Genomic DNA, 22,746 nt, shown 5'->3' on the forward strand with positions numbered 1-22,746 from the left:
TGTTTTATAAACTTACAATTATCTCTGTCTCAACCCTCTTAAGTCCTGGGGCTACATCCCTTTCTTCTGACAGATTAAACACCGGAATCCCTGACTTATTCCAATGCACTCTATGCATTGCGGTACTTCTGGGTCCTGGATTATCTACTCCTGATACGCCGTGGTACAATATCATAAGATTACTATTGGCATTTTTGTAAAAGGAGTTATGCCCGGGGCCGTATACGCCACCGGCGGTATAATAAGAAAGTACCGGTGTGGTTGCTTTCAGCCATGCACCTGCATCCAGATAATTGCTTCCTCTGGGTATAGAAAGCAGCCCAAGAGCATAGGTATACCTGCTGGCGGAACCAGCGGAGTAGGTGATATAGACAGTATCTTCTGTTACCAGTGAATAGGGTCCTTCATTGTTAATCGTTCCCTGTATGTTTTCCCAGCCGTAAAGAGGTCTGGTCAACAGGACCGGTTCGCTGATTAAGACCGACGGGTTTTTCTCATCTACTACGGCAATATAAAGCATAGAACCCGTATCCAGCGGAGTACCGATTCCGTGACGGTAAGACCATACAAGACAGGACACTCCGTCTGCTTTAAAATAAGTCATATCCAGAGTGATTCCATCTTCTGCAAGAAAGGAACCATCCCCTCTTCTTACCCTTATTGGTTCTTCCCAATCCTCTCGCCTCATAATGTTACCACCTTTTTTTAGCTTCATCATATGACATTGAGGTGCCCAAACCTTCCCTCCTACAGCAAATAGAATATACAGCTCGCCCCCAATCAAATGAAACTCAGGAGCCCAGAAGGTCTGAATGAAATCTTTTTCTTCGTCCACATCCAGAATCACTGCTTCCGTAAACCCAGGCGCAAACAACTCAGCGATGCTGTTTCCCTCTCTGACAAACATACCTATGTCATCTCTGTTATCATTCGTTGCAAGGTAATAATATTTTTCATTCCAGTTTAAAATTACTGGATCCGCATAGCCGGAAGCTATGGGAAAGGGATAGGTTTCCTGTACTACCTCCCCTGACACACAGTAAGTACCGGGTACTGAAAAATCTACTGTACCGCAGTTCCAATTCACCTTTTTTTCTGCTGCCGAACCATCTGAATATACAGCCGTTGCTGTTATACTCTCCAGCTGCTCCTTTGAAGAAACAAGTACCCTTTCCGGAACTTTCATCTCAACATTATGTAAGAGTTCCCACCTGTTGTAAAAGGCCCTTCCCACCGAAAGTTCCACTTCCAGCACATTCCCCGGAATAATACGTTCAAGGGAGGTTTTGGGATATTCTATAACGAAAGGTTCTGTTAATGCAGCCGCTGATATGCTGGAAGTATCACTTAGATTGGTGAGATAATTTCTGTAACAGGTCCCATCCTCTCCCCTCCATCGTATTTCATAAGCTTCTTTTACATGGTTATACCGGCACTGCTGCTCCCTGACAAATATTTTCTCCTTCAGCGTTATCAGTCCATGGCACTGAAAGCTTATCAGATCCTTGGAAGTCCATAAGAGAATTTGACCTTTACTCTCTGCATCCTCCCTTCCTTCCGAAGCAACCCTGATGGCTGTGATACCAAAAGTTCCGTCAGGGGTTGCAAACAGACAGGGATTTATGAGTCCTTTTTCCTGAATTACATTCTTCTCATTAATATCAGCATCTGCAAATAATATACCGTAATTGCCGTTTAATGGTTTAAATCCGCCATTATCTTCACAATATGCGAAATGAATGCTGTTACTTAAGGAAGTGGTATAATCCAGATAGGGTTGTCTGGTATATATAAGTATTTTACTTTGAAGTATATCGCTCTGCATGTTTTTTCCTTCTTTCATGATTTTTGATGCAATTCCCATGCCTGTTTAGTCTATTATATTTCTTCTGCCGCCATGTTACCAGACTTATCCCAGCTTAATCTGTACTATCAGAAAATCTTCTTGGATCAATACCATATTTCTTTCCGATTACCAGTTCTCTAAAAGGACCCGGTACCCTTTCCGGTTCCGTTTCATATCCATAAAAATCTCCTGCAACCAGTCTGTCCTTTATATTCTTTTCCACACCGGATGGATCATATAGAAAGCGGTGCTTTTCCATTTGATTTCCAAAGCTTACAGGTATGGTCTCTGCTTCCAGAAACTCAAGGGTATAATTATCTGTATCCACCTGAATCTCAAACCATCCTTCCTGCCCTTTCAGGTCAAAACCATAGAATTCTTTCCAGGCAGGAAGATCCAGGCATGACTCAGGTGCAGGATACATAACCCGTAAATACCCTCCTGTCTGCTTCACATAGAGATTGCCTTCCACCTCATTTTTTTCAGTGGGGAGGGTAATGGCGGCTTCCCTGCAATCGTAAAAAATATTCTGAAAAAGCCTGGTATCTCTAGAGGTGCCTCCCCGAAGAAGTCCACCCATGCGAAAGGATACTGTTTTGGCAAAGTACCCGGCACCTCTGCATTTTCCTATCAGGTTATTCGCAATATAAAGATGATCCGTCCCTTCCCCATAGATGGCATAACCATTGACTGTATCATCCTCTACCATATTATACCATCCGGAAGAACCAGGTTTTTTTTGTATCTTTCCTGCATCAAACCGTCCTTCTATATTCCAGAATATATTATTATCTATCAGATTTACTCCATCTCTGGTGCATTCAATAAAGATTGCTTCTCTTTGTTCTATCCCATCTAAAAAGAGATTCTGTGTAATTCTGTTGTTTTCATTTCCACAATCCAGCCATAAATGATCAGCACGATATGTTCTCTTAAATATATTTCTCCGAATCAGGCTTCCAACGCTGTTATGAGCTTTTATTGCCCCTGCTTCCCAGGAGAGCTCCATCTTCTGCCAGCCGGTTCCCTCAATCAGGTTGTCTTCAATTAAATAATTCTCTGCAAAAAGTCCGGCAATACCGCATACTCCCACGTCAAAGATTCTGCAACCTCGTATAATGCTGTATCCGATAAGCTGACCCTCTATTCTGTCATGATGCCAGCATTCATTTCCAATGTCAATACCTACCGCATTAGACCACCGGATTTCACAATCTTCAATTAACCAGTGATGTCCCCGGTAACAGGAAATAGCACCTCGCTGAGGAACAGGTGCTCCCATGGCGGCATGGGCACACACCAGCCCTTTTACCTTGATATAAGAAAGAAATGGCACCTCCGGTGCAAAACATTGCTCTCTGCAGGTTACTTCTATCAGGTGCCCGAAGGGTTCCTCATCACCTGGCAGACGAAAATGCACTGTTTGCCCGTTCGCTTCCACCCAGTAAGACCCCTCCTGGTCTGACATCTGATGATAGAGCGCAACTTGCTTTAATGGCTTTCCATCACAAAAGATCATTCCCCTCCGGTTCAAATAAGGTGTCATATCGGTTTTATCATATTCTATAAATAGTCTGTCATGAAGAATATTAACTGCACAAAAGGGATTATAGCCTTTAAAATCCTCTGGGTTTAACCTGGTCTGCCATATCTGTACCTCTTCCTTTATTTTCTCGGTAAAGGAAACACTTACCCGCCAGCCGGTGCTCTTTTCAAAATGAGTGGCTCTTTCGGAGGCTTTTATAATCACCTCACCGTCTCCAAAGGCTTCATAACTAATCATATGTTCTGTACCGGTTCCTCCTCTGAGAGGTCGTACACATTCCCTATATTCTCCGCCATGAATCCAGATGCGAGTCCCGGGAACTGCTTTTCTTGCTGCTTCATTTATCGTTTTAAAAGGATATTCCAAACTTCCATCATTTTCATCCGATGCATTGGAATGCCTGCAATTTACATGTAACTCTTTCTCATATTCCTGAGATACTTCCCAGGAAATGAATTCTTTACCATCAGGTAATAATGCCGTTATATCCATACTGGCTCCAATCTGTGTTATTTGAACACATTTATAATCATAAGAAGCAAGGACTTTTCCTGCTTTATTCAATCAATAAGTATCTCTCATCTCTAACAAACAGGAGAAGAGTCTCCCGTAAAATAACCTCTTAACGGCAAACTCTCCTCCTGTTTCATACCCTACTATTATTTTACTGCATTCTTAGCGTTCAATTCTGTCTGATATTTATCTTTATCAAAGGTCACCAGATCTTGGAAACCAAAGCCGTCCATCTGTTTAGACATCTCATCCCACATAGAATCAAACTCTTTCTGGCTTCCGGCAAAAATCATCTTCCAGGAATAGTCATTCAGTGTTGTGTTGCATTGGCTGCGTACTACCGCTATATCATTGCTGTCACTGGGAAGTGATACACTGACATTGGGGCTTACCAATAAAACATTATTCTTCTTCATATAATCAACAGGTTCGGTAGCATTGAATTTTGTCTGCCACTCTTTCTTCATCTCTGTCATTGTAGCCGCCTTGTAAGTGCTCCAATAATTCGTGTTATATGGCTCACCGGTAGAAGGATCGGTGCTGATAGAGTCTACAATCCATTGATTAATTGCATTGTTACCATCCTGATAACCGCCGCCGCCCCATTCAGCAGGAACAGGAAGATTATCCATTAAAGCATTATCGTTAATCAGTGTGTGCTTTCCGTCAGCACCAACTGTGTAATTAAAATCTTTTATTCCATCATGTTCAAAGGTAAGGCCTTCCGGACTGGCATACCAGTCAAGGAATGCAAGAATTCTCTTGTATTTGGCATCATCAACTTTGGAACCGATACCAAATACGCGTCCGCTGCCATAATAAGTATCAGAGTCTGCATAATATTTCTGATCTTTTACCGGTACATAAATAAATGCATTACCACCCTTTAATCTGTCCTGGGTATTCCAAAAACCTGTCTGCCAGCTATACCACATCAGATATACTTGCCCTGCAGACATCTTAGCCTGTGCTGCATTCCAATCCTGAGTACCGGAATCAGGGTCAACAATTCCTCTCTGATAAGCCTTGTTTAAGAACTGAAGCATTTTATAATAGGATGCACTTTTATCCGTCAGGGGGGTAAAACTTCCATCGGGCTTTAGAATTACAGAGCCTTTGATTTTTTCGCCATACCAGGTTGTCAGCTGTACTACATTGGCAATACCCATCATGCCATCGCCTCCGTCCCAATCAGGCCAGAGTGACATCGCATAGGCAGGATCGCCATCAGGATTGGTAGGATGTGCCTTCACCATCGCCTCCAGAGCATCCAAAAGTCCATCCAGATCAGCAATGTCAGGACTACCGATGTCTTTATATAAATCCCAGCGAAGCATAGGACTGGAATAAATGACATCCTGAGAATAGGAAGTGGGTGAAGTATTTGTCATCTGTGCCGGTATACCATAGGTAATGCCTTTATCATTACCGGGCAGCCCTTTATTAAAGACATCAATCTGATCCTTATAGCCCATAATATTGGTACAATCCTTAATACCCTCTCCGATATCCTTTATCAGTCCGCTCTTTACACAATCTGCAAAATCCGTGCTGTCTAACAGTATAATATCACCCAGATTTCCCGCACTGGCTCTTGCCTGGTAGATGGATTCACCAGCTACCTGCGGTGCAATAATATTAAGGTCAATATTAAATCTGTCCTTTACTACCTTTTGGAACCAGCCGGTCTGGGTTCCCTGGTAATTTGCTGCCACATCATAAATATCAATGGTCATAGGATCAGCATAAGGACTTTCCCCCTTTGCTGTATCTCCTCCGGATGCAGCGCCGTCCGCAGTTGGTGTTGCCGTATTTTTACCTGCATTTGTTTCTTTCTTGCCGGAGGAACCGGAACAACCTGCCAGGGTTGTTACCAGTGCCAATATCAGCAGCAATGCCATAATTTTGTTACCCTTCATTTCATAATCCTCCTTTACATTAATATTGCTTTTTATAAAATCTCCCCTTTGCCTTTTCAGTACTGAAATCTATGGCACAGTTCTTCCACGATAACTTCAGCAAGGGGTAATTTCCTTTCTTAACAAATAAACAGCTTATCATCCCTTTACGGCACCTATCATAATCCCTTTTACAAAAAATCTCTGAAAGAAGGGATAGACGAGGATGATAGGTGTTACTACGATGATGGTTACCGTCATACGTATAGAGGTGGCTGTCTGTGCACTGGCAAGGCTTGCCGCCATATTTGCAGATGAGGTGCTGCTATTAACTAAAGCCTTTAGAGAACTGGCCTGATTAATATACTGGTACAGGGTAAACTGCAGGGTATATAATTTGCTGTCGGTTACTAACAACAGGGTATCCTGAAAAGAATTCCATTGACTGACTGCTGTAAATATAGCTACAGTGGCCAGAATCGGTTTAATAACCGGCAGTATTATACTCCTGAATATTCTTAAAGTCCCGGCACCATCTATTTCCGCGGCATCCTGCAGCTCCTTGGGTATGGATTCTACAAAGGTTTTACACAGCACTATGTAAAAAGGTGAAACCGCCACGGGAAAAATATAGGCCCAAAAATTATTGGTAAGTCCAAGATTTTTCATAGTAATGAACCAGGGAATAATTCCTGCATTAAAGTACATGGTAGCCACCACAAAACGGTACCAAAACTTCCTTTTCCATAATGTATCTCTTGTGAACATATATCCCAAAAAGGCTGCAATAATTACTGTCAGAGCCGTACCTAATACCGTTCTGGCAACAGATACCTTCAAAGCCTGGAAGAGACCCGGAATCTTAAGTACATTTACGTAATTCGTAAAATGCAGGCCTTGAGGCCAGAACAGAATCTTTCCCCTCTCACTTAGATTATTGGCACTGATGGTATTAATAAAAATATAGTAAAAAGGGTAGACACAAACAAAAGCAAAGAATGTGTAAATTATATAGGTAACCGTACTCAGGATCTTATCTCCTAAACTGGTTTTCATTTTCTTTTTCTTATATTTAGGTTGTTTTTCATCCATCACTATTTCCTCCTGATGCTTTAAGCAATCCCTGTCATATTGTTAGATAAAGCCTTCGCCCCTGACAAGCTTTGATACACGGTTTGTTACACCAAGCAGCAGTATGCTGACTACACTTTTCAGGATACTGATAGCAGTTGAAAGGGAATACCCTCCGCCCCCCAGAGCCAGATTGTATACATATAAATCCAGTACCTGTATATATTCCTTGTTGAAGGCATTTTGGAAGACAAAAAACTGTTCCATACCATTGGATAGGAAATTAGCCAGGTTCAGCATTACCAGTACAAAATAGGTGGGAAGAATACTGGGGATAGTAATATGCCAGATAACCTGGAGTCTGGACGCTCCATCCACTTTGGCTGCTTCATTCATCTGCTCATCAATACCGCTGATGGCTGCAATATACATAATAGCGGCCCATCCCGCATTCTTCCAAGTCAGCCATAGCCACATTTTAAGCCATACATGGCTGGAGGATTGTAAGAAAAGCTCCGGCTTATCAATAATACCCAACCCTGTTAAAACAGAGTTCACAACACCATTACTATTCAGCACACAATAAGCAATGGAATATACCAGGACCCAGCTGATAAAATTCGGAAGCGTCGTAGCTGTCTGCACAAATTTCTTAAAAGGTTTAAATTTTATCTCATTCAGAAATACGGCAAAAATCATGGGAAACCATGAAAACAAAAGACTTAAACCACTGATAGCAAAGGTATTCCGCATAACTTTTATAAGCTGCTCAACTTTTACACTGTTTCCAAGCATGGATTTAAACCATTTAAAACCTACGAACTGATCCATACTTAACGGAAAGGGAGGTTTATAATCAAAAAAAGCATAAACCCAACCGTACAACGGGTAATAGGAAAAAACAGCAACTAAAACCAGAAACGGAACAATATACAAAAACTCCTTTAAGGATCGCAGCTTTTTTCTGTCAGATAATAGCTTCATTGCTTCTGTCCTCTCTTTCTGCTTTTCTTTTTACTAGTCTTAATATACTTAGGGAAAGTGCTGGTGCCTTGTATAAAAACCTTGAGGAGGCACCGGAGAGGAGGTATTCCCTGTCGCAGACATTTTCTGTCTCAGTAAAACTGTTTACCTCTTCTTTTTTGCCTTCCAGTATATACGCCTTATACTTCTCTTCTACCTCACAGTCCAGTTCCAGGAGTACCTCATCCTCTTCCTCTGACATATTCACCATTTTAAGTATAACTTCCTCCTCCGTATCCGTTGCCACCATATGGAGCGCCGGAAAATTCGGCAGGGTAATTCTATGTATTTCCATTCCGTTCACACAAAGCACAAGTTCTTTTCCATCCGTCGTATAAGAAAAAGTGTTGAACCGATCTTTTATTAATTCCACATCCTTCTCCTCATCCAGCAAGACATCCGCAGGATATTCTTTCTCCACCAGACTGCTCTTGCCTCCGGACAGCTTCCAAAGAAATGGCTTTACATTTCCGGTATTCCATTCTTTCGGAGGATTGGTTTCATCACTGACATATACTTCCTTTGGCATACGGGAACTGAAGATTCCAAGTATTATCTCCCTGTCGCTATCTGCTTTAATCTCAATCTGAAAGGTGCCTACTGTATCTTTTTCTTCACCAAAGATGACAAATATATCTTCAGAATTACTGTTATGTACTTTCAGATTTTCCTTTCTCTGTTCCTCATCCGGCCCAAGGATGGTATAGACCTCATCTGCCGCTGTTACTCTCCCTGAAAGCTCACGGCTGATTTCTGTTTTTTTACCATTCCAAGTGGCGCCACGGAATACAAGTCCTGCCTTGCCAAGTAATGAAGCCATTCCTTTTACGGGGCGGTAGATGACTGATACCTCTTCTTTCGTACCAAGAACATATTCACCTCTATGATTGCCGAATAGCTTCCACACATAATAGCTGGGAATACCAAAACTTTTTAAATTGTTAAATCGGATCAGATTGGGAAACCATGCCTGATAGTTTACATTTTCCAAAAGAGGTGCATAGGATACCATCGTTATAATATCCTGATTTCTTTCCACTCCTGTAAAGAAGGCTGCTTCTGCAAGCGCGCCGTAGAGCTGACCCACATACCCTCTGACAACTGCAACCTCACCGAGAAATATCTCCGGTCCCTTTCTGTCATAGCTATCAAACATTCTGTATTGTTCGGCAAAATATTCTGCCGTATTATAATAATGCTCGTCGACAATATCAACGGGCAGGCCCTTTTGTTCCAAATGGGTATTGCCGATACATTTTATATGAGGATAGCGTTCTTTAATCGCTTTATAACACTTCAGATAGCGCTCCTCATAGGCAGCTCCATGATTTTCATTGCCTATCTCCACATAATTAAGACGGAAAGGAGCAGGATGACCCATCTTAGCTCTTAATGCTCCCCAGTGGGTATTCTCTTCGCCCACCGCATATTCAATAGCATCCAGAGTGTCCTGTATCATATCCTCCAGCTCTGTTCCTTCCATAAGCACTTCATTTCTAGCCTGACAGGTCATACCGCAATTGAATACATACACCGGTTCCATCTCCAGATCTTCGCAAAACTGAAGATACTCATGAAATCCTAAACCATTGCTGGCACGATAATGCCACATAAGCTGCTGCCCCGGACGCTCCCATACCGGCCCTACAGTATTACAAAAACGCATAGCCGTTGAAGGACTTATACCTTCAACAATGCAACCTCCCGGAAACCTAAAAAACGAAGGTTTCAAATCCCGAAGTTTCTCTGCGATATCAATTCTTAATCCATGTCCCTTAAAGGTAGTAAGAGGCATCAGCGAAAGGTATCCAAATGTAACCTTTCCGCCTTTTGAACAACTTATTTCCAGAACTCCTGCTCCGGTATCACCCGAAGCAATCAAGATAGTTTCATAAAAGGTGTATTCATTCTTATCAACCTTAATTTGGCCTTGACTGTAAATCGTTTTTCCTTCTTTTACACAGATAGTAAGAACAGTTGTCTCTTCTGACTTCGCGAACATGGAAAGTTTATAGGAATGTCCTGCCTGCTGAGGAACTCCGCAAAATCCTGTGTTATAGATCTTCCCTTCCTCCCGAAACACTACTGTCAAGGCAGCTTTTCTGTTCTTCCCCAGAGTATTGACGGTATCCAATTCCATCAGAGCACTGTCCTGATACCAGGCCGGTATAGGTGTATAGGGAGTTTCGTTCTGCCGAACCCACCTGCTTAACCCTTCACCATGGTTGAACTCATCTCTCCAGCCTGAAGAAGTTACTAATGCATAACCCTCATCCGGCGTGGAACAATCATCTGGCAGCAAAGAATCTTCAAAGGTTCTGTTCCTTATCATCTCCGGATAGAGACCGCCATCAACCGCCCGGTTAATATCTTCCAGAAATATTCCATATAAATGGCTGGTGACCGGGATTTTTTTATCTTTTATATGAATTGAAACTCTACTCATGCAACCGCCTCCATCTTGTTGTAGGAAAATCGTTTTACCTTTATGTTATGATTATAAATCATTAATTATATACATGTCAAATATATTTTTGTATTTCTAATTTTTTCTTGTTTATATAGTATATATTTTATTTATTTATATGTTTTTTTAATGCATATTTACAATACACCTTTCATACATTCGCATATTTCTATGTTTGTTTATCGTTTTTCTACAAATACTCTTGTTTTGTTCATAATAAAAAAGCTCTTTGACAGGGAACAGTATACAACTGTTGTTTCTGCCAAAGAGCCTTTCTGTTATAGAATAAACATTAACCTTATTCAATTTTTCTTATAGAATTACGTACGACCAGCTGACAAGGTATCCTATAAATCTCTTCATAGCTTCCGTCTGCCTCTTCTTTTTCCAAGGTATCCACCAGAATTTCAGCTGATTTTAAACCAATTTCCTTAAGCTGAATATCACAGGTTGTAAGATTTGGCCTTATATACTGGGATAACTCATTGTTATCAAAACCGGCAAGGGATATGTCCTGTCCGATGTTAATACCCTGTTCATAGAGGTAATCATATGCCCCTGAAGCCATGATATCATTCATACAAAAAACCGCAGTCACTCCCTGCTTTACAAGACTTCTCATCTCCCGGTATCCGGATTCCCTCATCCAATCTCCATACCTTAAATAATCCGGATTGAACAATATACCTTCCTCAAACAAAGCCTTTTGATATCCCAGATTTCTATTTCTTGTATGTAGATTATCAATTGTTCCTGCTATGACTCCTATTTTCTTGTGTCCCATGGAAATAAGATATTTTGTCATATCGTAGCCGCCCTTTTCATCATCTATAACAACGGACGGATACAAAGAATTTTTTGAAAGGGCATAAACGACCACGGCAGGTATATCAAAATCATCCGGGAAACAATCAACAATTCTGCAGTGACCGGCAATATACATGATACCATCCACTTTTATGGACAGCAGTTCCTGTATAGAAGGTTCCAGCACAGAATGGAGTTTCTGGGTATCATCATACCAGGTGTCCTGCCATTTGTCATACAAGCGCATATTCAAAAGCACTGTCCGAAAATTATGCTCCTCACAATAGGCCATAATTGCCTCTACGATAGGAGGGGTACTGAATATGTTTAAATCCTCCACCACTATTCCAATCGTCCTGGTCTTTTGCTTTCTCATGCCCTGTGCAAAGTAGTTGGGTTTATAACCAGTCTGTTTAACAACTTCCAGTACCTTTTGCCTTGTTTCTTCACTAACCTTAGGTTTATTGTTCAATATGTTGGATACCGTTGTGATAGAAACCCCGCATAATTGGGCTATTTCTTTTACCGTAATCAAGCCTTTTCCTTTCTATTGCATTTTACAATTTAATACTTTATGCAATATAAAACGTTTTACATACAATTATTGCTCATAAAATCAGTTTTGGCAATATATTTTATAAAATCATTTATAGGGAAAAGAAAAAGTTAATTTCTATTTCACTAGAGTAAAGGATGCAAGCTGTGCACTACCATGCCCGGTGTATGTAAGATAGAAAGCTTGTACCCCGTCCGGTACAGCTATATCCGCTTCATATTCCTTCCAGACATTTGAATATACTACCGGAATTTCACCAAGGGATATACCGTCCCAACTGGTTTTTATCTGGAATTCACCTTTGCAATAACCACGTACTTTTATTTTCACCTTTTTAATACCTGTGCAGTTAAAATATTTAAAACCTGCTGTGGCGGATGCTTTCATATTTGCAATATAACCGATTTCCTCGTCCCCGTCTTTGCCATCCTGAGTTATTTTAGGGAACTGCCCTCCCATCCAGGCTGATGTACAATCCGTATAAATGGATTCCTCCTCGCAGAACAGGTTGCATGCCAAATAAGCCGGATATTCACCTTCTCCCCGTAAAGGTCCCTTATTGGGGCCGCAGGATGTCATTTCTACCTGTGGTATGGAGCCATCCTCCAGGAACCGGATAACTTCCATGCAGCCTTGTCTGCTAAAATTAGTTCCATTGGTATGGCGGTGATAGAATATGTACCAGGTTCCCTCAATTTCTATAATACTGCCATGGTTGTTACCACCATAAAACATAGGCTTTCCCGCTGGTTTATAAGTATCAATGTGTAAATCATTATTGCTTATGATTACTCCGCCGTATCTAAATCCTCCGGTAGGATTTTTACTGACCGCATAGCACAGCTCGTGCATCACGACAGAGGAATAGATAAAATAATAGGTATCTCCGCGCTTTCTGATAGAAGGCGCCTCAAAAAACTCGTGACCTTCATAACCACTGCCCTTACTGTAAGGCTCACTTGGTGCAATAATTACAGGTTCTTCCAGTATCGTCAGCATATCTGCCCCCAAGACTGTTGCCATAGCACCGGATCTGGATCTGTCACCAACTGCACAAAACCCTGTATACAGATATGTTCTGTCCCCTTCTCTTAAAACGCCCGGGTCAAACTGTGGTTCGTCACCTTCCCTTTCTCCCAGTACAGTACCATCCGCATAATGTACATATCCGTAGAATTCAAACTTCCCGGCAGGTGTATCACAGACTGCAACTGATACAATAGAGCGCTTACTGTCAACATAGTATAGATAATACCTGCCGTCCGGTCCCATCGCAACATCCGGTGCATATAAACAGCTGTCACGATCCGCATTATCCTGTACGGATGTGGATTCAAGAATCACACCTTCGTACCGCCAGTCACTTAAATCATCTACCGGTGCAGACCAGGTTACATAATCATTCAAACAATAGGCATAGCCGTTAAAACGATCATGGGAGCCATAGACGTAAACTCTGTCTCCCCATACATAAGGCTCACCGTCGGGTATATATTCCCAGGACGGGAGATAAGGATTGAAACCCTGAAACTTCATAATATTCTCCTTCTTTCCACTAAGATATACAGGCTTTTGAGTATGCACAGGATGCTTGATTCTATTTGCATTATATTATTATTCTTTTTATAATTCCAGCATTATTAAATCATTCACTAATATTATTTTACTGTCTGCATACTCTTTGAACAATCTAAATGTAAGAAGGAGAATATTAAACTGACTCCCATAAGTCAGGCAAAAATTCTAACTATGGGAGTCAGTTTAATCTCTTTTTCTATATTTTATCTCTTATTTTACTTCTCCGCCTTCAACTACCAGGTTATCCGGGTTTGCAGCATCTCCGTATACTGTTGCCAGAGTCTCGTCATAATCCTTGTGGAAGAAATTCTCTTTACCAAGAGTTTTTATTTCATCATTAATCCAATTTAATAATTCTGTATTTCCTTTTTGAACAGCCGGTGCTATGGTATCCAGGTTTCCGAGAGATTCGATACCAACTGTATAACCTTTGTTTTCAATAGCCCAGGCAAGAACTTCTGTATTATCGGTAGAGAAAGCATCTCCTCTGCCGTCAAGCAAGGCACTGTAGGCTTCGCTGTACTGGTCAAATTTTAATAATTTTACATCGGGATAATTCTCTGTAAAGTAAGTTTCTGCAGTCGTTCCCTTATTTACAATAAGTGTTTTGCCCTTTAACTGGTCAGCTGATGTTATCAGTGCACTATCAGGTGATACCACACCAAGAGCGACCTTCATATAAGGCAGGGCAAAGTCTACTTTTTCAGCACGGTCAGGAGTTACGGTAAAATTGGCAAGGATAATATCAACTTTGGCTGTTACCAGGTACTCTACACGGCTTGCGGCTTCAACAGACACATATTCCACATCAACGCCTAAATCTTTCGCAATACGGTTACCAAAATATACATCATAACCCTGATATATTCCATTCTCATCCACATATCCGAAAGGCTTCTTATCACTGAATACGCCAATTACAATCTTTCCGCTTTTCTTAATTTCATCTAAGGTTCTGGCAGTACCTGTGGTGGAAGAAGCAGATGCTCCTGTCTCCTTATTATCTGTCTTGCTACTGCAGCCTGCCAGTAACGTTGTCATCAAAACAAGTAAAAGTACTAACGATGCTATTTTTCTCATAAAATTTCTCTCCTTCTGCCGCTTTTCGCGGTACTAAAATTAAACTTCATTGGATGGTGTTGGTGCAGGATAATATTGTTTATATACCCTACTCTCTATCTCTGGCACCTTTTACAGTGTCAAATTCAAATACATTTAAAAACTTTTGTGCTCTTTCTGTCCTGGGATTTACGAAGAATTCTTCCGGTGTGCTCTCTTCTACTACCTCACCTTTATCCAAAAACAGAACCCTATCCGCAATCGCTCTGGCAAACTGCATTTCATGGGTAACAATAATCATGGTGCTTCCTTCCCTGGCAAGCTCTAACATAACATCTAAAACTTCTCTTACCATCTCAGGGTCTAATGCAGCGGTAACTTCATCAAAGAGCATTACTTCGGGATGCATGCAAAGAGCTCTTACAATAGCAACTCTTTGTTTTTGCCCTCCGGAGAGCTGCCTTGGGTAGGCATCTTTTTTCTCCAGAAGCCCTACTCTTTCCAAGAGTTTTTTTGCCTCTTCTTCTGCCTCCGCCCTGCTTCTATGCTGTGCCTTTATCGGTCCAAGGGTAATGTTATCCAGAATGTTCATATGAGGAAATAGTTCATAACTCTGAAAAACCATTCCTATCTTTTGCCTTACCAGGTGCATCTCCTTGCTTCTTCCGCTTATAACCTCTCCTCTAAGAGAAATCTCTCCCTGTTGTATGGATTCAAGTCCATTGATACATCGCAGCAGGGTACTCTTACCGCAGCCGGAGGGCCCCACTACAACAACGACTTCACCTTTTCTTACCGTCAGTGAGATATCTTTTAACACTTCCAAGGTATCATAGCTTTTCTTTACATGATTTATGGTCAAAATTTCTTCTACACTCATACGAGTAACCTTACCCTTTCTGTCTCCTGTCTCTGACTGCAGGTGTAATAACAATACTTTTTTCTATACTGTATTCCAGGTTCGCTCCAACCTGGCGGCAAGCTTTGATACCGGATAACAGATAAGAAAATACAAGAAAAAAATCACTCCATATATCCAAAGGGCTGCTGTAGGAACGGTTAATCTGGAAGCTTCAATGATCTGCTGTCCTACCTTTACCACCTCCACTACTCCGATCAATGCAATCAGTGAGGTTGTTTTTATCATTCTGGTAGCCAGGTTAATAGCCAGGGGAACCAGTCTTCTAATTGTCTGCGGAATGATAATGTGCCGGTATATCTGCCTTTGGGTTAATCCTAAAGCTCTTCCGCTTTCATATTGATGTACCGGTATGGATATAAGTGCGCTTCTCACCAAATCCCCCATCTCTGCCGTTCCCCATAGGGAGAAGACAAGGACTGCCGATACTTCACCAGAGAGATTGATATGAAAGGCTCTTGTTAAACCAAAATAAACCAAAAATAGAAGTACCAGCTGGGGCATTATGCGGACAAACTCCAGATACAACCGCGTTATGGCTTTCACGGCGGGGTTTTTTAAGGTCATTATCATCCCGAGAAAAATCCCCAGAAACATAGAAATAATAACTGACAAAAGTGAAATCTCAACAGTAACCCATAATCCTTCTAAGAGCCTTATGAGGTTTCTTCCCTCGAATAATACTTTAATTCCCAAATCCTGCATATCTTAACTTCCTTTCTATCATGGTAAATATTACGGAAATCGGAAGCAGTATACCAAGATAAGATAATACCAGCATAAAGAGCGCTTCATCCGTATTATAGGACATTCCGATGAGAGACTTAGCCGTATACATTAAATCCGCCAGGGCAACAGCACTAAATACTGAGGTTTCTTTTATCAAGAAAATAATATTAGCTGTAAAAGCCGGTATAGATACCGATATTGCCTGAGGCAGCAGTATATATCCGATAACCTGACCTTTTGTAAGACCTAAGCTTAAAGCGGATTCCATCTGTATAGCAGGCACAGCTTCCAAACCGCTGCGAAAAGCTTCCGCCATATAGCTTCCTCCCAAAAAAATAAGGCCTGTAATGGCACAGGTCTCTGAACTAAGTAAGATACCCGCCTTTGGTAATCCGAAATATAAGAAAAATAACTGTATGAGCAATGGAGTATTTCTGGAAAGTTCAATATAAATCCCGGTTATCTGTTTTAGCACCGGTATCTTTAAGTACCTTATAAGGCTGCATATCAATCCTAAAAGGATAGAACCAGCTATTCCTATCAAAGCTATCCTTACGGTAAGTCCTGCTGCTGTCAGGTACATGGGGGCATATTCTTTCAGCACATCTATGTTCATGGTCTAAACCTTTCTTCCATTTGTGGGATGTTAACATTTTCTAATTCCTATTAATATTATATGAATTATATGAATTAACGATGACATTATTTTATAAAATGATTATCTATTTGTCAATGCTTTTTTATTTTTGTTTCAAAAACAAAAAAATACCTTGGGGAAACACTTAGAAAAGTATTAATCCCCCAAGGTACTTTATTATTTGTATTTATACATAGTTGAGAAAGGCCGAACTTTTGATGCACTTATCTCTCATAGTTTCATTATAACAGTCTCTCTATGGGAAACCGGCATAAATTCATTTTTCACCTGTTCCCTTAGAACTGCTTTCTTTACTTTTCCGCTTGAAGTAACCGGGAATTCCTTCACGGTCTTTATATATTTTGGTACCTTAAACTTTGCAAGATGCTTTGCAGCAAATTCCCGGATTTCCTCTGCATTGAACAGATACCCTTTAGTAGGAATGATAAAGGCACAGATTTCTTCTCCTAACAGCTCATCCGGAACTGCAATTACAGCTGCATCAAAGACTCCATCATGGTGTTTCAGTACATTTTCAATCTCCGCCGGAGAGATATTCTCCCCTCCGCGGATTATTATATCTTTGATTCGTCCTTCAATATGTATAAAGCCTTCCTCATTGACACTTACCAAGTCCCCTGTATGGAGCCAGCCCTCTGTATCAAGGGCACTGTCTGTAGCCTCCTGATTACGATAGTAACCCTTCATGATATAAGCCGATTTCACAAGAAGCTCTCCTTTTTCTCCAAGGGCAGCTTCTTCACCGGTTGCTATATCTATCACCTTGATTTCTACCCCGGGCAGAGGTCTCCCTATGCTGTGTATTCGATGAATCCTGTCATCAAAAGAAGCAATCTGAGTAATTCCAATAGCTTCCGTCTGCCCGTAGAGATTTGCTATAGTCTCAATCCCAAGGTCTCCCATTATTCTATACATTAATTCATTGCTGCAGCAAGCACCTGCAATAAAACCTTTGGAGAGACTGGATAGATTATACTCATCCAAGTCACTATTTAACATAAACTGAAACATAGAGGGCACGCCGTTAAATACGGTACAGCTCTCCTCCTCAATAAGGGACAACGCCTTTTTTGTTTCGAACCTCTCTGCAATTACGATGGAGGCTCCGTACAAAAGACCGGCGAAGGTACTAAGTACAAAACCGATGACATGAAACAAAGGCAGGCAGAGCAATATTCTGTCATCCTCATCATACTCCATCCGTTCTCCTGAGACCAGGGCATTATTTACATTTGCAAAATGGCTAAGTACAACACCTTTGGGATTGCCAGTAGTGCCGGAGGTATAAAAGATATTCAAGGGATCTTCTGCTGTAAGTTTCTTCCCGGCTTCCGTTAAAAGTGTACTGCCAACTGCTGCCCCAAAGCTCTTTAGTTCTCTGATATTATACGCACCTTTTAACTTCGAATCATCTAAGGTAACTACTGTTCTTAAGTCTGGGAATTCCTCACTCCTAAGCTTTCCCCGCTCACAGGATAAAAGCTCAGGGATAAGCTGTGTCAGGTTATCAAGAAAGCTAACTCCTTTAAAACCTTCCATAAGAAATAAAAGTGAACTCTCCGACTGCTTTAACACATAGGATAGTTCACTTTTTGTACTGGCTGTATTGATGCATACCAGAACAGCGCCTATTCTGGCTGCTGCTAATTCAAGGATAACCCACTCCGGGGAATTAAGGGCAAGAATTGCAAGATGATCCCCTTTCTTAACACCTAAGGTAAGCAAACCCTTGGCTAAGGCTTTGCTCTCCTCCATAATTTGAAGAAAAGTAAATGTTTCCTGTCTTTTCGGAAATACCAATGCCTCTCTGTCCCCATATCTTAAGCATGTTTCGTCCATTATCTCTGATAAAGTCATTGTACTGAACATATTTAGCTCCCTTCTGCGTGCCTATTATCACCCTCAAGGGATACTATTATCACTATGCCGAAGTTCTTAATTAACTCCCAGCTAAAGTGTCCATTAGTACCCTGTAGGTGCCAAGCATGCTTAAAATCAAGGGGAGTGAAAGATTTTTCTTTCACTCATTCTCCCCCTTCTATGTATCTGTTAGTATTTACATAGCAGCCCAATATTCTGAGAGCCGCAGCCAATCGTCCATATTACGATATAATCCCCCCGCTTAACCTGTCCCCGTTCAATTGCTTCATACAAGGTAATAAAGGGACTGCTGGTTCCGGTGTAGCCATATTCATCCCCAATATAAAGGCTATGGTCCTCATCTATACCAAAATTCTCCCTTATCTTGCGAATGTTTATAAGTGCATACTGAGAAAAACAAAACATACGGATATCATCTTTGCTAAGTCCGTTTCGAGTTAAAAGCTTACTTATACTTTCTCCTGCGGAAGCAGGAACATCTTCTGTAGGCGGAACAAATTTGATTAACATATCTTTCTTATTGTCCGTTCGAAAGATATTGGAAAAACCGCAGCCGGGAAATAATGCCACATCAACCCCTTCTGATTTGACTGTACATACAGAATCCAGGACACCGGCATCTTCTGCTGTCTTTTCCAAGATCACAGCACAGGCAGCATCACCGTAATGTCCATATAGATTCTCTTCTTCTTCATTAATCATCATATTAATATAGTCACAGCCTATCAGTAAGGCTTTCGAGACATGAGGCGTTAGAGCCATATATTTTGCAGTCTGCTCAAAAGCCAGCGCCATACCGCAGCAATTGGAATTGACATCATAGCAGATGCACTCATTCTTTCCTCCGATCGCGTTATGTATCTTGATGGAAGTAGGCGGTGCCGTATATTCCGGAAGCTGGCTGGATAAGATAATCATGTCCATATCAGCACCTGTAAGACCAGTCTTTTCCATAAGCTTGTTAACTGCCTGAAGAGAAATCGTCAGAGTATTTTCATTTTCATTTTCAAATAAAAACCGCTTCTCTCTCCCGATAACATCCCTTAAAAAATGCTCAACCTCCTTACCTCTCTTACGAAAATGCTCCAGATAGGGTTCATTATCCACCACCTTATTTCCATGACTTACCGCGATATCCCTTATTTTAACCTGCACCATATAACCGTCTCCCTCTGATGTATTTTTTATTTTATATCAAAGTCTTCAATACCGGCTTCTTTGGCGAGTCTTTTAACCTGCATTGCAAGAATTGCACTATCCTGCATACGAAAAACTACTTTTTTAAAGCCTGTCTGCTTATACAGAACAAAAAATCCTTTTAACTTCTCCTGTTTATCCGGTGTAATTACTCCCATATTTCTGGCATCCAGTTCCAGGCTTACCTGGGAAGGGTTGATTTTTCTTACAGCCTGTCCATAGGCCTCACCAAAGCTTGCTATATCCTCATCTCCGAATTTCCCATCTAGAACGATCTTTAAAACATCTCCTGATACGGTAATACTGAATTTCTCCATACTCGCTCTCCTTCTCTTTCCGTGTATGAAAAGACCCTTATCCCAGTGAAATAAAAAAATCCATGGCAAAGCCATGGATTAATACCTTCATGGTAACCCGGCTGCCATAACTTCTGTCTTAGGCCCGAAGCTTTGCGTCCCTGTCTTTCGGCAGGTTTGCCTTTTTCATTCAGTCTTTTCATTTCATTTATAATATATTGTATGACATTTTCTACTTTTCTACCATACTCTACTATTATAGGTTTTATTTTACATTTTTTCAAGTATTTCCTAAATTAATTCATAATATTTACATATATTTTATTAATATTCGTTATAAAACTATGTTACAGTCCGTACTTTCTTACATATTCTACCATATGCCCTATATTCCCTTCTCCGGCAAACCGTCCGGAATCGAAAAAGTTCTCACTGCTGTCCAGCCAAACCAGAGGGTTGGTTTCTTCCGCTAACTCTACCGCATGTTTAAGATATCCCCCATAGACTTCCACACAACATTTATCTTTATAATAAGTAAAATCCATAAAATGATAGAGGGTAATATCACTGCCCTGAATACCGGTTTCTTCATATAATTCCCTGTAGGCTGCATGAAGGCCGTCTTCTTCCTTTTCGATTTTTCCGCCGACAAGATTATAAAGTCCTAAATAAGGTTCTTTCCTTCTTTTACAGAAAAGAATCTTACTTCTATCTTCACTATATACCAAGATACAATTAAACCCTTGCATTCTTATTCCTTCTTTCTCTGATATTAAAAATATTGCCAAGTTCCTAGTACAAGCGAATTCATGTACGCCTGTACTTACAAACCTGGCAATGAGTATTAATGACTATCTATTATATTACTTGATACTGTGCAGTACTTCCAGTACCTTTGTCTTGATTTCTGTTAATTTATCCTCTGCTTTCTCAGCAGTATCTGCTTTGGTATAAATATAAAGCTTGATTTTAGGCTCGGTTCCGGAGGGCCTCAAGGAATACCAGCAGCCGTCATCAAAAGCGAACTCTACCGCATCTGTCTTTTCAATCTCAACAGCACTCTTCTCACCGGTCAGCACGTTCGTAGACTCCGAGGTCAGATAATCTGTAACTTTGATTAGATTGGAACTTCCAATTGAGCCTGCATTGTTCTTACGATATTCTACCATCATCCGCTTAATTCTCTCCTGGCCTTCGATGCCTTCCAGTACGATGGAGATGGTGTCTTCACGGTAGTAACCGTATTTCTCATAGAGCTCATTCAGGACATCAATTAAAGTCTTGCCTTGTTTTTTATAGTACCCAGCCATTTCTGCTAAGATAAGTGTTGCACCGACTCCGTCTTTGTCTCTGAGGTAACTGCCGACATTGTAGCCGATACTTTCTTCATAACCAAAGATATAAGTATATTCCTTGGTATTATCCCATTCATTCGAAAGTGCGCAGATGTTCTTAAAGCCTGTAAGTACATTAAACATCTTAACTCCGTACTCTTTTGCAATAGCACTTCCCATCTCACCGGTTACAATGGATTTTACCATGGCTGCATTATTAGGAAGGGTTCCCTTTTCTGTCATAGAAGTTAACAGGTAGTTGATAATCAGAACCCCTACCTGATTGCCGTTTAAAGCTTCGATTTTACCATTCTGTACCACTTCAACAGCAAGTCTGTCACAATCCGGGTCGGTAGCAATAAGCACATCCGCACCCACCTTAAGTGCCAGTTCCTCACTTAAAGCAAAAGCTGCATGGTCTTCCGGATTGGGATAAGCTATGGTAGGGAAGGTTCCATCGGGCATTTCCTGTTCCTTTACGATATGAACATTAGTATAGCCCATTCTTTCTAATACGGTACGAACAGGAATATTTCCGGCACCATTTAAAGGCGTGTATACAATGCCGATATTCTTATCAACTTCACTGTCTCTAAGAGAGATGGACATGGTCTTCTCATAGAAGCTTTCATCAACCTCTTTATTTACAATATGAAGAAGTCCTTTGGCAACTGCTTCCTCTTCTTTTAAAGATATATTCTCCTCAAAAAGGTCAAGGTTACCAATTTCCTCCAACACTTGATTTGCAATATCTGATTTTATCTGAGAACCTTCCTCCCAATATACCTTATAACCATTATAGATTTTAGGATTATGGCTGGCTGTAATGTTGATTCCGGCTGCGCAGTGATAGTAACGGACAGCATAGGATAATTCCGGTGTAGGCCTTAAAGAATCAAATAAATAAACCGGTATACCCATGCTGTTTAAAATCAATGCACACATCTTAGCAAATTCCGGGGACATAATACGGCAGTCATGGGCAATTGCCACACCTTTTGCCGCAAACTCCTTCCCCTGTTTTTGAATTACCAATCCCAGGGCCTTGGTAGCTCTTCCTACTACATATCGGTTCATTCGGTTAGTGCCTGCTCCAAGAATTCCTCTAAGCCCGGCAGTACCAAAGGATAAATCACAGTAAAACCTATCCTTGATATCCTCTTCTTTATTTCCTATCTCTTCTAATTCTTTTTTTAAGTCAGCATCCAATGTGGGTACAGTCAGCCATTTTTCATATTCTTTTTTGTAATCGTTCATATTCTCACTAAATCCTAAACGGATTCGTCTCCTTCCTTTTTCTAACTAAGCTTTGTAATTCCGGATTTCCCAGCCACAATATTCTGTGTGAATATTATTCTTTCCTTTTCA

General features: G+C 40.9%; 17 protein-coding genes and 1 riboswitch. All 17 genes read right to left on the bottom strand.

Going from position 1 to position 22,746, the window contains the following annotated elements; all coding sequences use genetic code 11:
* Positions 1-4: 4 nt before the first annotated feature.
* The 17 genes from bsdcttw_RS19970 to bsdcttw_RS20050 all read right to left on the bottom strand — a co-directional run bounded on the left by bsdcttw_RS19970 (position 5) and on the right by bsdcttw_RS20050 (position 22,635).
* The gene (locus bsdcttw_RS19970; RefSeq protein WP_207726437.1) at positions 5-1,825 is read right to left on the bottom strand and encodes a family 43 glycosylhydrolase; all 1,821 of its coding nucleotides are present in this window, start codon (positions 1,823-1,825) and stop codon (positions 5-7) included.
* Positions 1,826-1,919: 94 nt separating this feature from the next.
* On the bottom strand, positions 1,920-3,956 hold the full coding sequence (locus tag bsdcttw_RS19975; RefSeq protein WP_225903717.1) for a right-handed parallel beta-helix repeat-containing protein: 2,037 nt from the start codon (positions 3,954-3,956) through the stop codon (positions 1,920-1,922).
* Between the two features lie 95 nt (positions 3,957-4,051).
* Positions 4,052-5,824 carry a type 2 periplasmic-binding domain-containing protein gene (locus tag bsdcttw_RS19980; protein ID WP_185256561.1) on the bottom strand — a complete coding sequence of 591 codons (1,773 nt, stop codon included), beginning with the start codon at positions 5,822-5,824 and terminating at the stop codon, positions 4,052-4,054.
* A gap of 138 nt (positions 5,825-5,962) precedes the next feature.
* Positions 5,963-6,895, bottom strand: coding sequence for a carbohydrate ABC transporter permease (locus bsdcttw_RS19985; protein WP_197979806.1), 933 nt, complete (start codon positions 6,893-6,895; stop codon positions 5,963-5,965).
* 42 nt (positions 6,896-6,937) lie between these two features.
* A complete protein-coding gene (locus bsdcttw_RS19990; RefSeq protein ID WP_185256562.1) occupies positions 6,938-7,858 on the bottom strand; it encodes an ABC transporter permease subunit in 921 nt (306 codons plus the stop codon).
* Entirely contained in the window at positions 7,842-10,343 is a 2,502-nt protein-coding gene (locus bsdcttw_RS19995) for an alpha-L-arabinofuranosidase C-terminal domain-containing protein (protein ID WP_185256563.1), read from the bottom strand. The genes bsdcttw_RS19990 and bsdcttw_RS19995 overlap by 17 nt, the downstream gene beginning before the upstream one ends.
* Positions 10,344-10,662: 319 nt before the next feature.
* Complete coding sequence (locus tag bsdcttw_RS20000; protein ID WP_185256564.1) at positions 10,663-11,706, bottom strand: LacI family DNA-binding transcriptional regulator; 1,044 nt, start codon at positions 11,704-11,706, stop codon at positions 10,663-10,665.
* Positions 11,707-11,844: 138 nt separating this feature from the next.
* The gene (locus bsdcttw_RS20005) at positions 11,845-13,263 is read right to left on the bottom strand and encodes a family 43 glycosylhydrolase (RefSeq protein WP_185256565.1); all 1,419 of its coding nucleotides are present in this window, start codon (positions 13,261-13,263) and stop codon (positions 11,845-11,847) included.
* 252 nt (positions 13,264-13,515) lie between these two features.
* Positions 13,516-14,385: a cysteine ABC transporter substrate-binding protein gene (locus tag bsdcttw_RS20010; protein WP_185256566.1), complete on the bottom strand. Its 870-nt coding sequence runs from the start codon at positions 14,383-14,385 to the stop codon at positions 13,516-13,518.
* Positions 14,386-14,473: 88 nt separating this feature from the next.
* Entirely contained in the window at positions 14,474-15,244 is a 771-nt protein-coding gene (locus bsdcttw_RS20015) for an amino acid ABC transporter ATP-binding protein (protein ID WP_330602272.1), read from the bottom strand.
* A 63-nt stretch (positions 15,245-15,307) separates the two neighbouring features.
* On the bottom strand, positions 15,308-15,988 hold the full coding sequence (locus bsdcttw_RS20020) for an amino acid ABC transporter permease (protein WP_185256567.1): 681 nt from the start codon (positions 15,986-15,988) through the stop codon (positions 15,308-15,310).
* Positions 15,969-16,628 (bottom strand): amino acid ABC transporter permease, encoded by a 660-nt coding sequence (locus bsdcttw_RS20025; protein ID WP_185256568.1) that lies wholly within the window; start codon positions 16,626-16,628, stop codon positions 15,969-15,971. The genes bsdcttw_RS20020 and bsdcttw_RS20025 overlap by 20 nt, the downstream gene beginning before the upstream one ends.
* Positions 16,629-16,880: 252 nt before the next feature.
* Positions 16,881-18,539 (bottom strand): AMP-binding protein, encoded by a 1,659-nt coding sequence (locus bsdcttw_RS20030; protein WP_185256569.1) that lies wholly within the window; start codon positions 18,537-18,539, stop codon positions 16,881-16,883.
* Between the two features lie 180 nt (positions 18,540-18,719).
* On the bottom strand, positions 18,720-19,709 hold the full coding sequence (locus bsdcttw_RS20035; protein ID WP_185256570.1) for a 3-oxoacyl-[acyl-carrier-protein] synthase III C-terminal domain-containing protein: 990 nt from the start codon (positions 19,707-19,709) through the stop codon (positions 18,720-18,722).
* A gap of 26 nt (positions 19,710-19,735) precedes the next feature.
* The gene (locus bsdcttw_RS20040; protein ID WP_185256571.1) at positions 19,736-20,065 is read right to left on the bottom strand and encodes a hypothetical protein; all 330 of its coding nucleotides are present in this window, start codon (positions 20,063-20,065) and stop codon (positions 19,736-19,738) included.
* An 88-nt stretch (positions 20,066-20,153) separates the two neighbouring features.
* Positions 20,154-20,236: riboswitch (cyclic di-GMP riboswitch) on the bottom strand.
* Between the two features lie 155 nt (positions 20,237-20,391).
* The gene (locus tag bsdcttw_RS20045) at positions 20,392-20,793 is read right to left on the bottom strand and encodes an NUDIX hydrolase (RefSeq protein WP_185256572.1); all 402 of its coding nucleotides are present in this window, start codon (positions 20,791-20,793) and stop codon (positions 20,392-20,394) included.
* A gap of 114 nt (positions 20,794-20,907) precedes the next feature.
* Complete coding sequence (locus bsdcttw_RS20050; protein ID WP_185256573.1) at positions 20,908-22,635, bottom strand: phospho-sugar mutase; 1,728 nt, start codon at positions 22,633-22,635, stop codon at positions 20,908-20,910.
* Positions 22,636-22,746 lie beyond the last annotated feature (111 nt).

Source organism: Anaerocolumna chitinilytica, assembly GCF_014218355.1.
Lineage (GTDB): Bacteria > Bacillota > Clostridia > Lachnospirales > Lachnospiraceae > Anaerocolumna > Anaerocolumna chitinilytica.

What these genes read in the sequence shown, in the direction of transcription:
- bsdcttw_RS19970 (WP_207726437.1), bottom strand. Translation starts at nt 1,825, where the DNA reads ATGCAGAGCGATATACTTCAAAGTAAAATACTTATATATACCAGACAA.
- bsdcttw_RS19980 (WP_185256561.1), bottom strand. Translation starts at nt 5,824, where the DNA reads ATGAAGGGTAACAAAATTATGGCATTGCTGCTGATATTGGCACTGGTA.
- bsdcttw_RS19985 (WP_197979806.1), bottom strand. Translation starts at nt 6,895, where the DNA reads ATGGATGAAAAACAACCTAAATATAAGAAAAAGAAAATGAAAACCAGT.
- bsdcttw_RS19990 (WP_185256562.1), bottom strand. Translation starts at nt 7,858, where the DNA reads ATGAAGCTATTATCTGACAGAAAAAAGCTGCGATCCTTAAAGGAGTTT.
- bsdcttw_RS19995 (WP_185256563.1), bottom strand. Translation starts at nt 10,343, where the DNA reads ATGAGTAGAGTTTCAATTCATATAAAAGATAAAAAAATCCCGGTCACC.
- bsdcttw_RS20005 (WP_185256565.1), bottom strand. Translation starts at nt 13,263, where the DNA reads ATGAAGTTTCAGGGTTTCAATCCTTATCTCCCGTCCTGGGAATATATA.
- bsdcttw_RS20010 (WP_185256566.1), bottom strand. Translation starts at nt 14,385, where the DNA reads ATGAGAAAAATAGCATCGTTAGTACTTTTACTTGTTTTGATGACAACG.
- bsdcttw_RS20015 (WP_330602272.1), bottom strand. Translation starts at nt 15,244, where the DNA reads ATGAGTGTAGAAGAAATTTTGACCATAAATCATGTAAAGAAAAGCTAT.
- bsdcttw_RS20020 (WP_185256567.1), bottom strand. Translation starts at nt 15,988, where the DNA reads ATGCAGGATTTGGGAATTAAAGTATTATTCGAGGGAAGAAACCTCATA.
- bsdcttw_RS20025 (WP_185256568.1), bottom strand. Translation starts at nt 16,628, where the DNA reads ATGAACATAGATGTGCTGAAAGAATATGCCCCCATGTACCTGACAGCA.
- bsdcttw_RS20030 (WP_185256569.1), bottom strand. Translation starts at nt 18,539, where the DNA reads ATGTTCAGTACAATGACTTTATCAGAGATAATGGACGAAACATGCTTA.
- bsdcttw_RS20035 (WP_185256570.1), bottom strand. Translation starts at nt 19,709, where the DNA reads ATGGTGCAGGTTAAAATAAGGGATATCGCGGTAAGTCATGGAAATAAG.
- bsdcttw_RS20040 (WP_185256571.1), bottom strand. Translation starts at nt 20,065, where the DNA reads ATGGAGAAATTCAGTATTACCGTATCAGGAGATGTTTTAAAGATCGTT.
- bsdcttw_RS20045 (WP_185256572.1), bottom strand. Translation starts at nt 20,793, where the DNA reads ATGCAAGGGTTTAATTGTATCTTGGTATATAGTGAAGATAGAAGTAAG.
- bsdcttw_RS20050 (WP_185256573.1), bottom strand. Translation starts at nt 22,635, where the DNA reads ATGAACGATTACAAAAAAGAATATGAAAAATGGCTGACTGTACCCACA.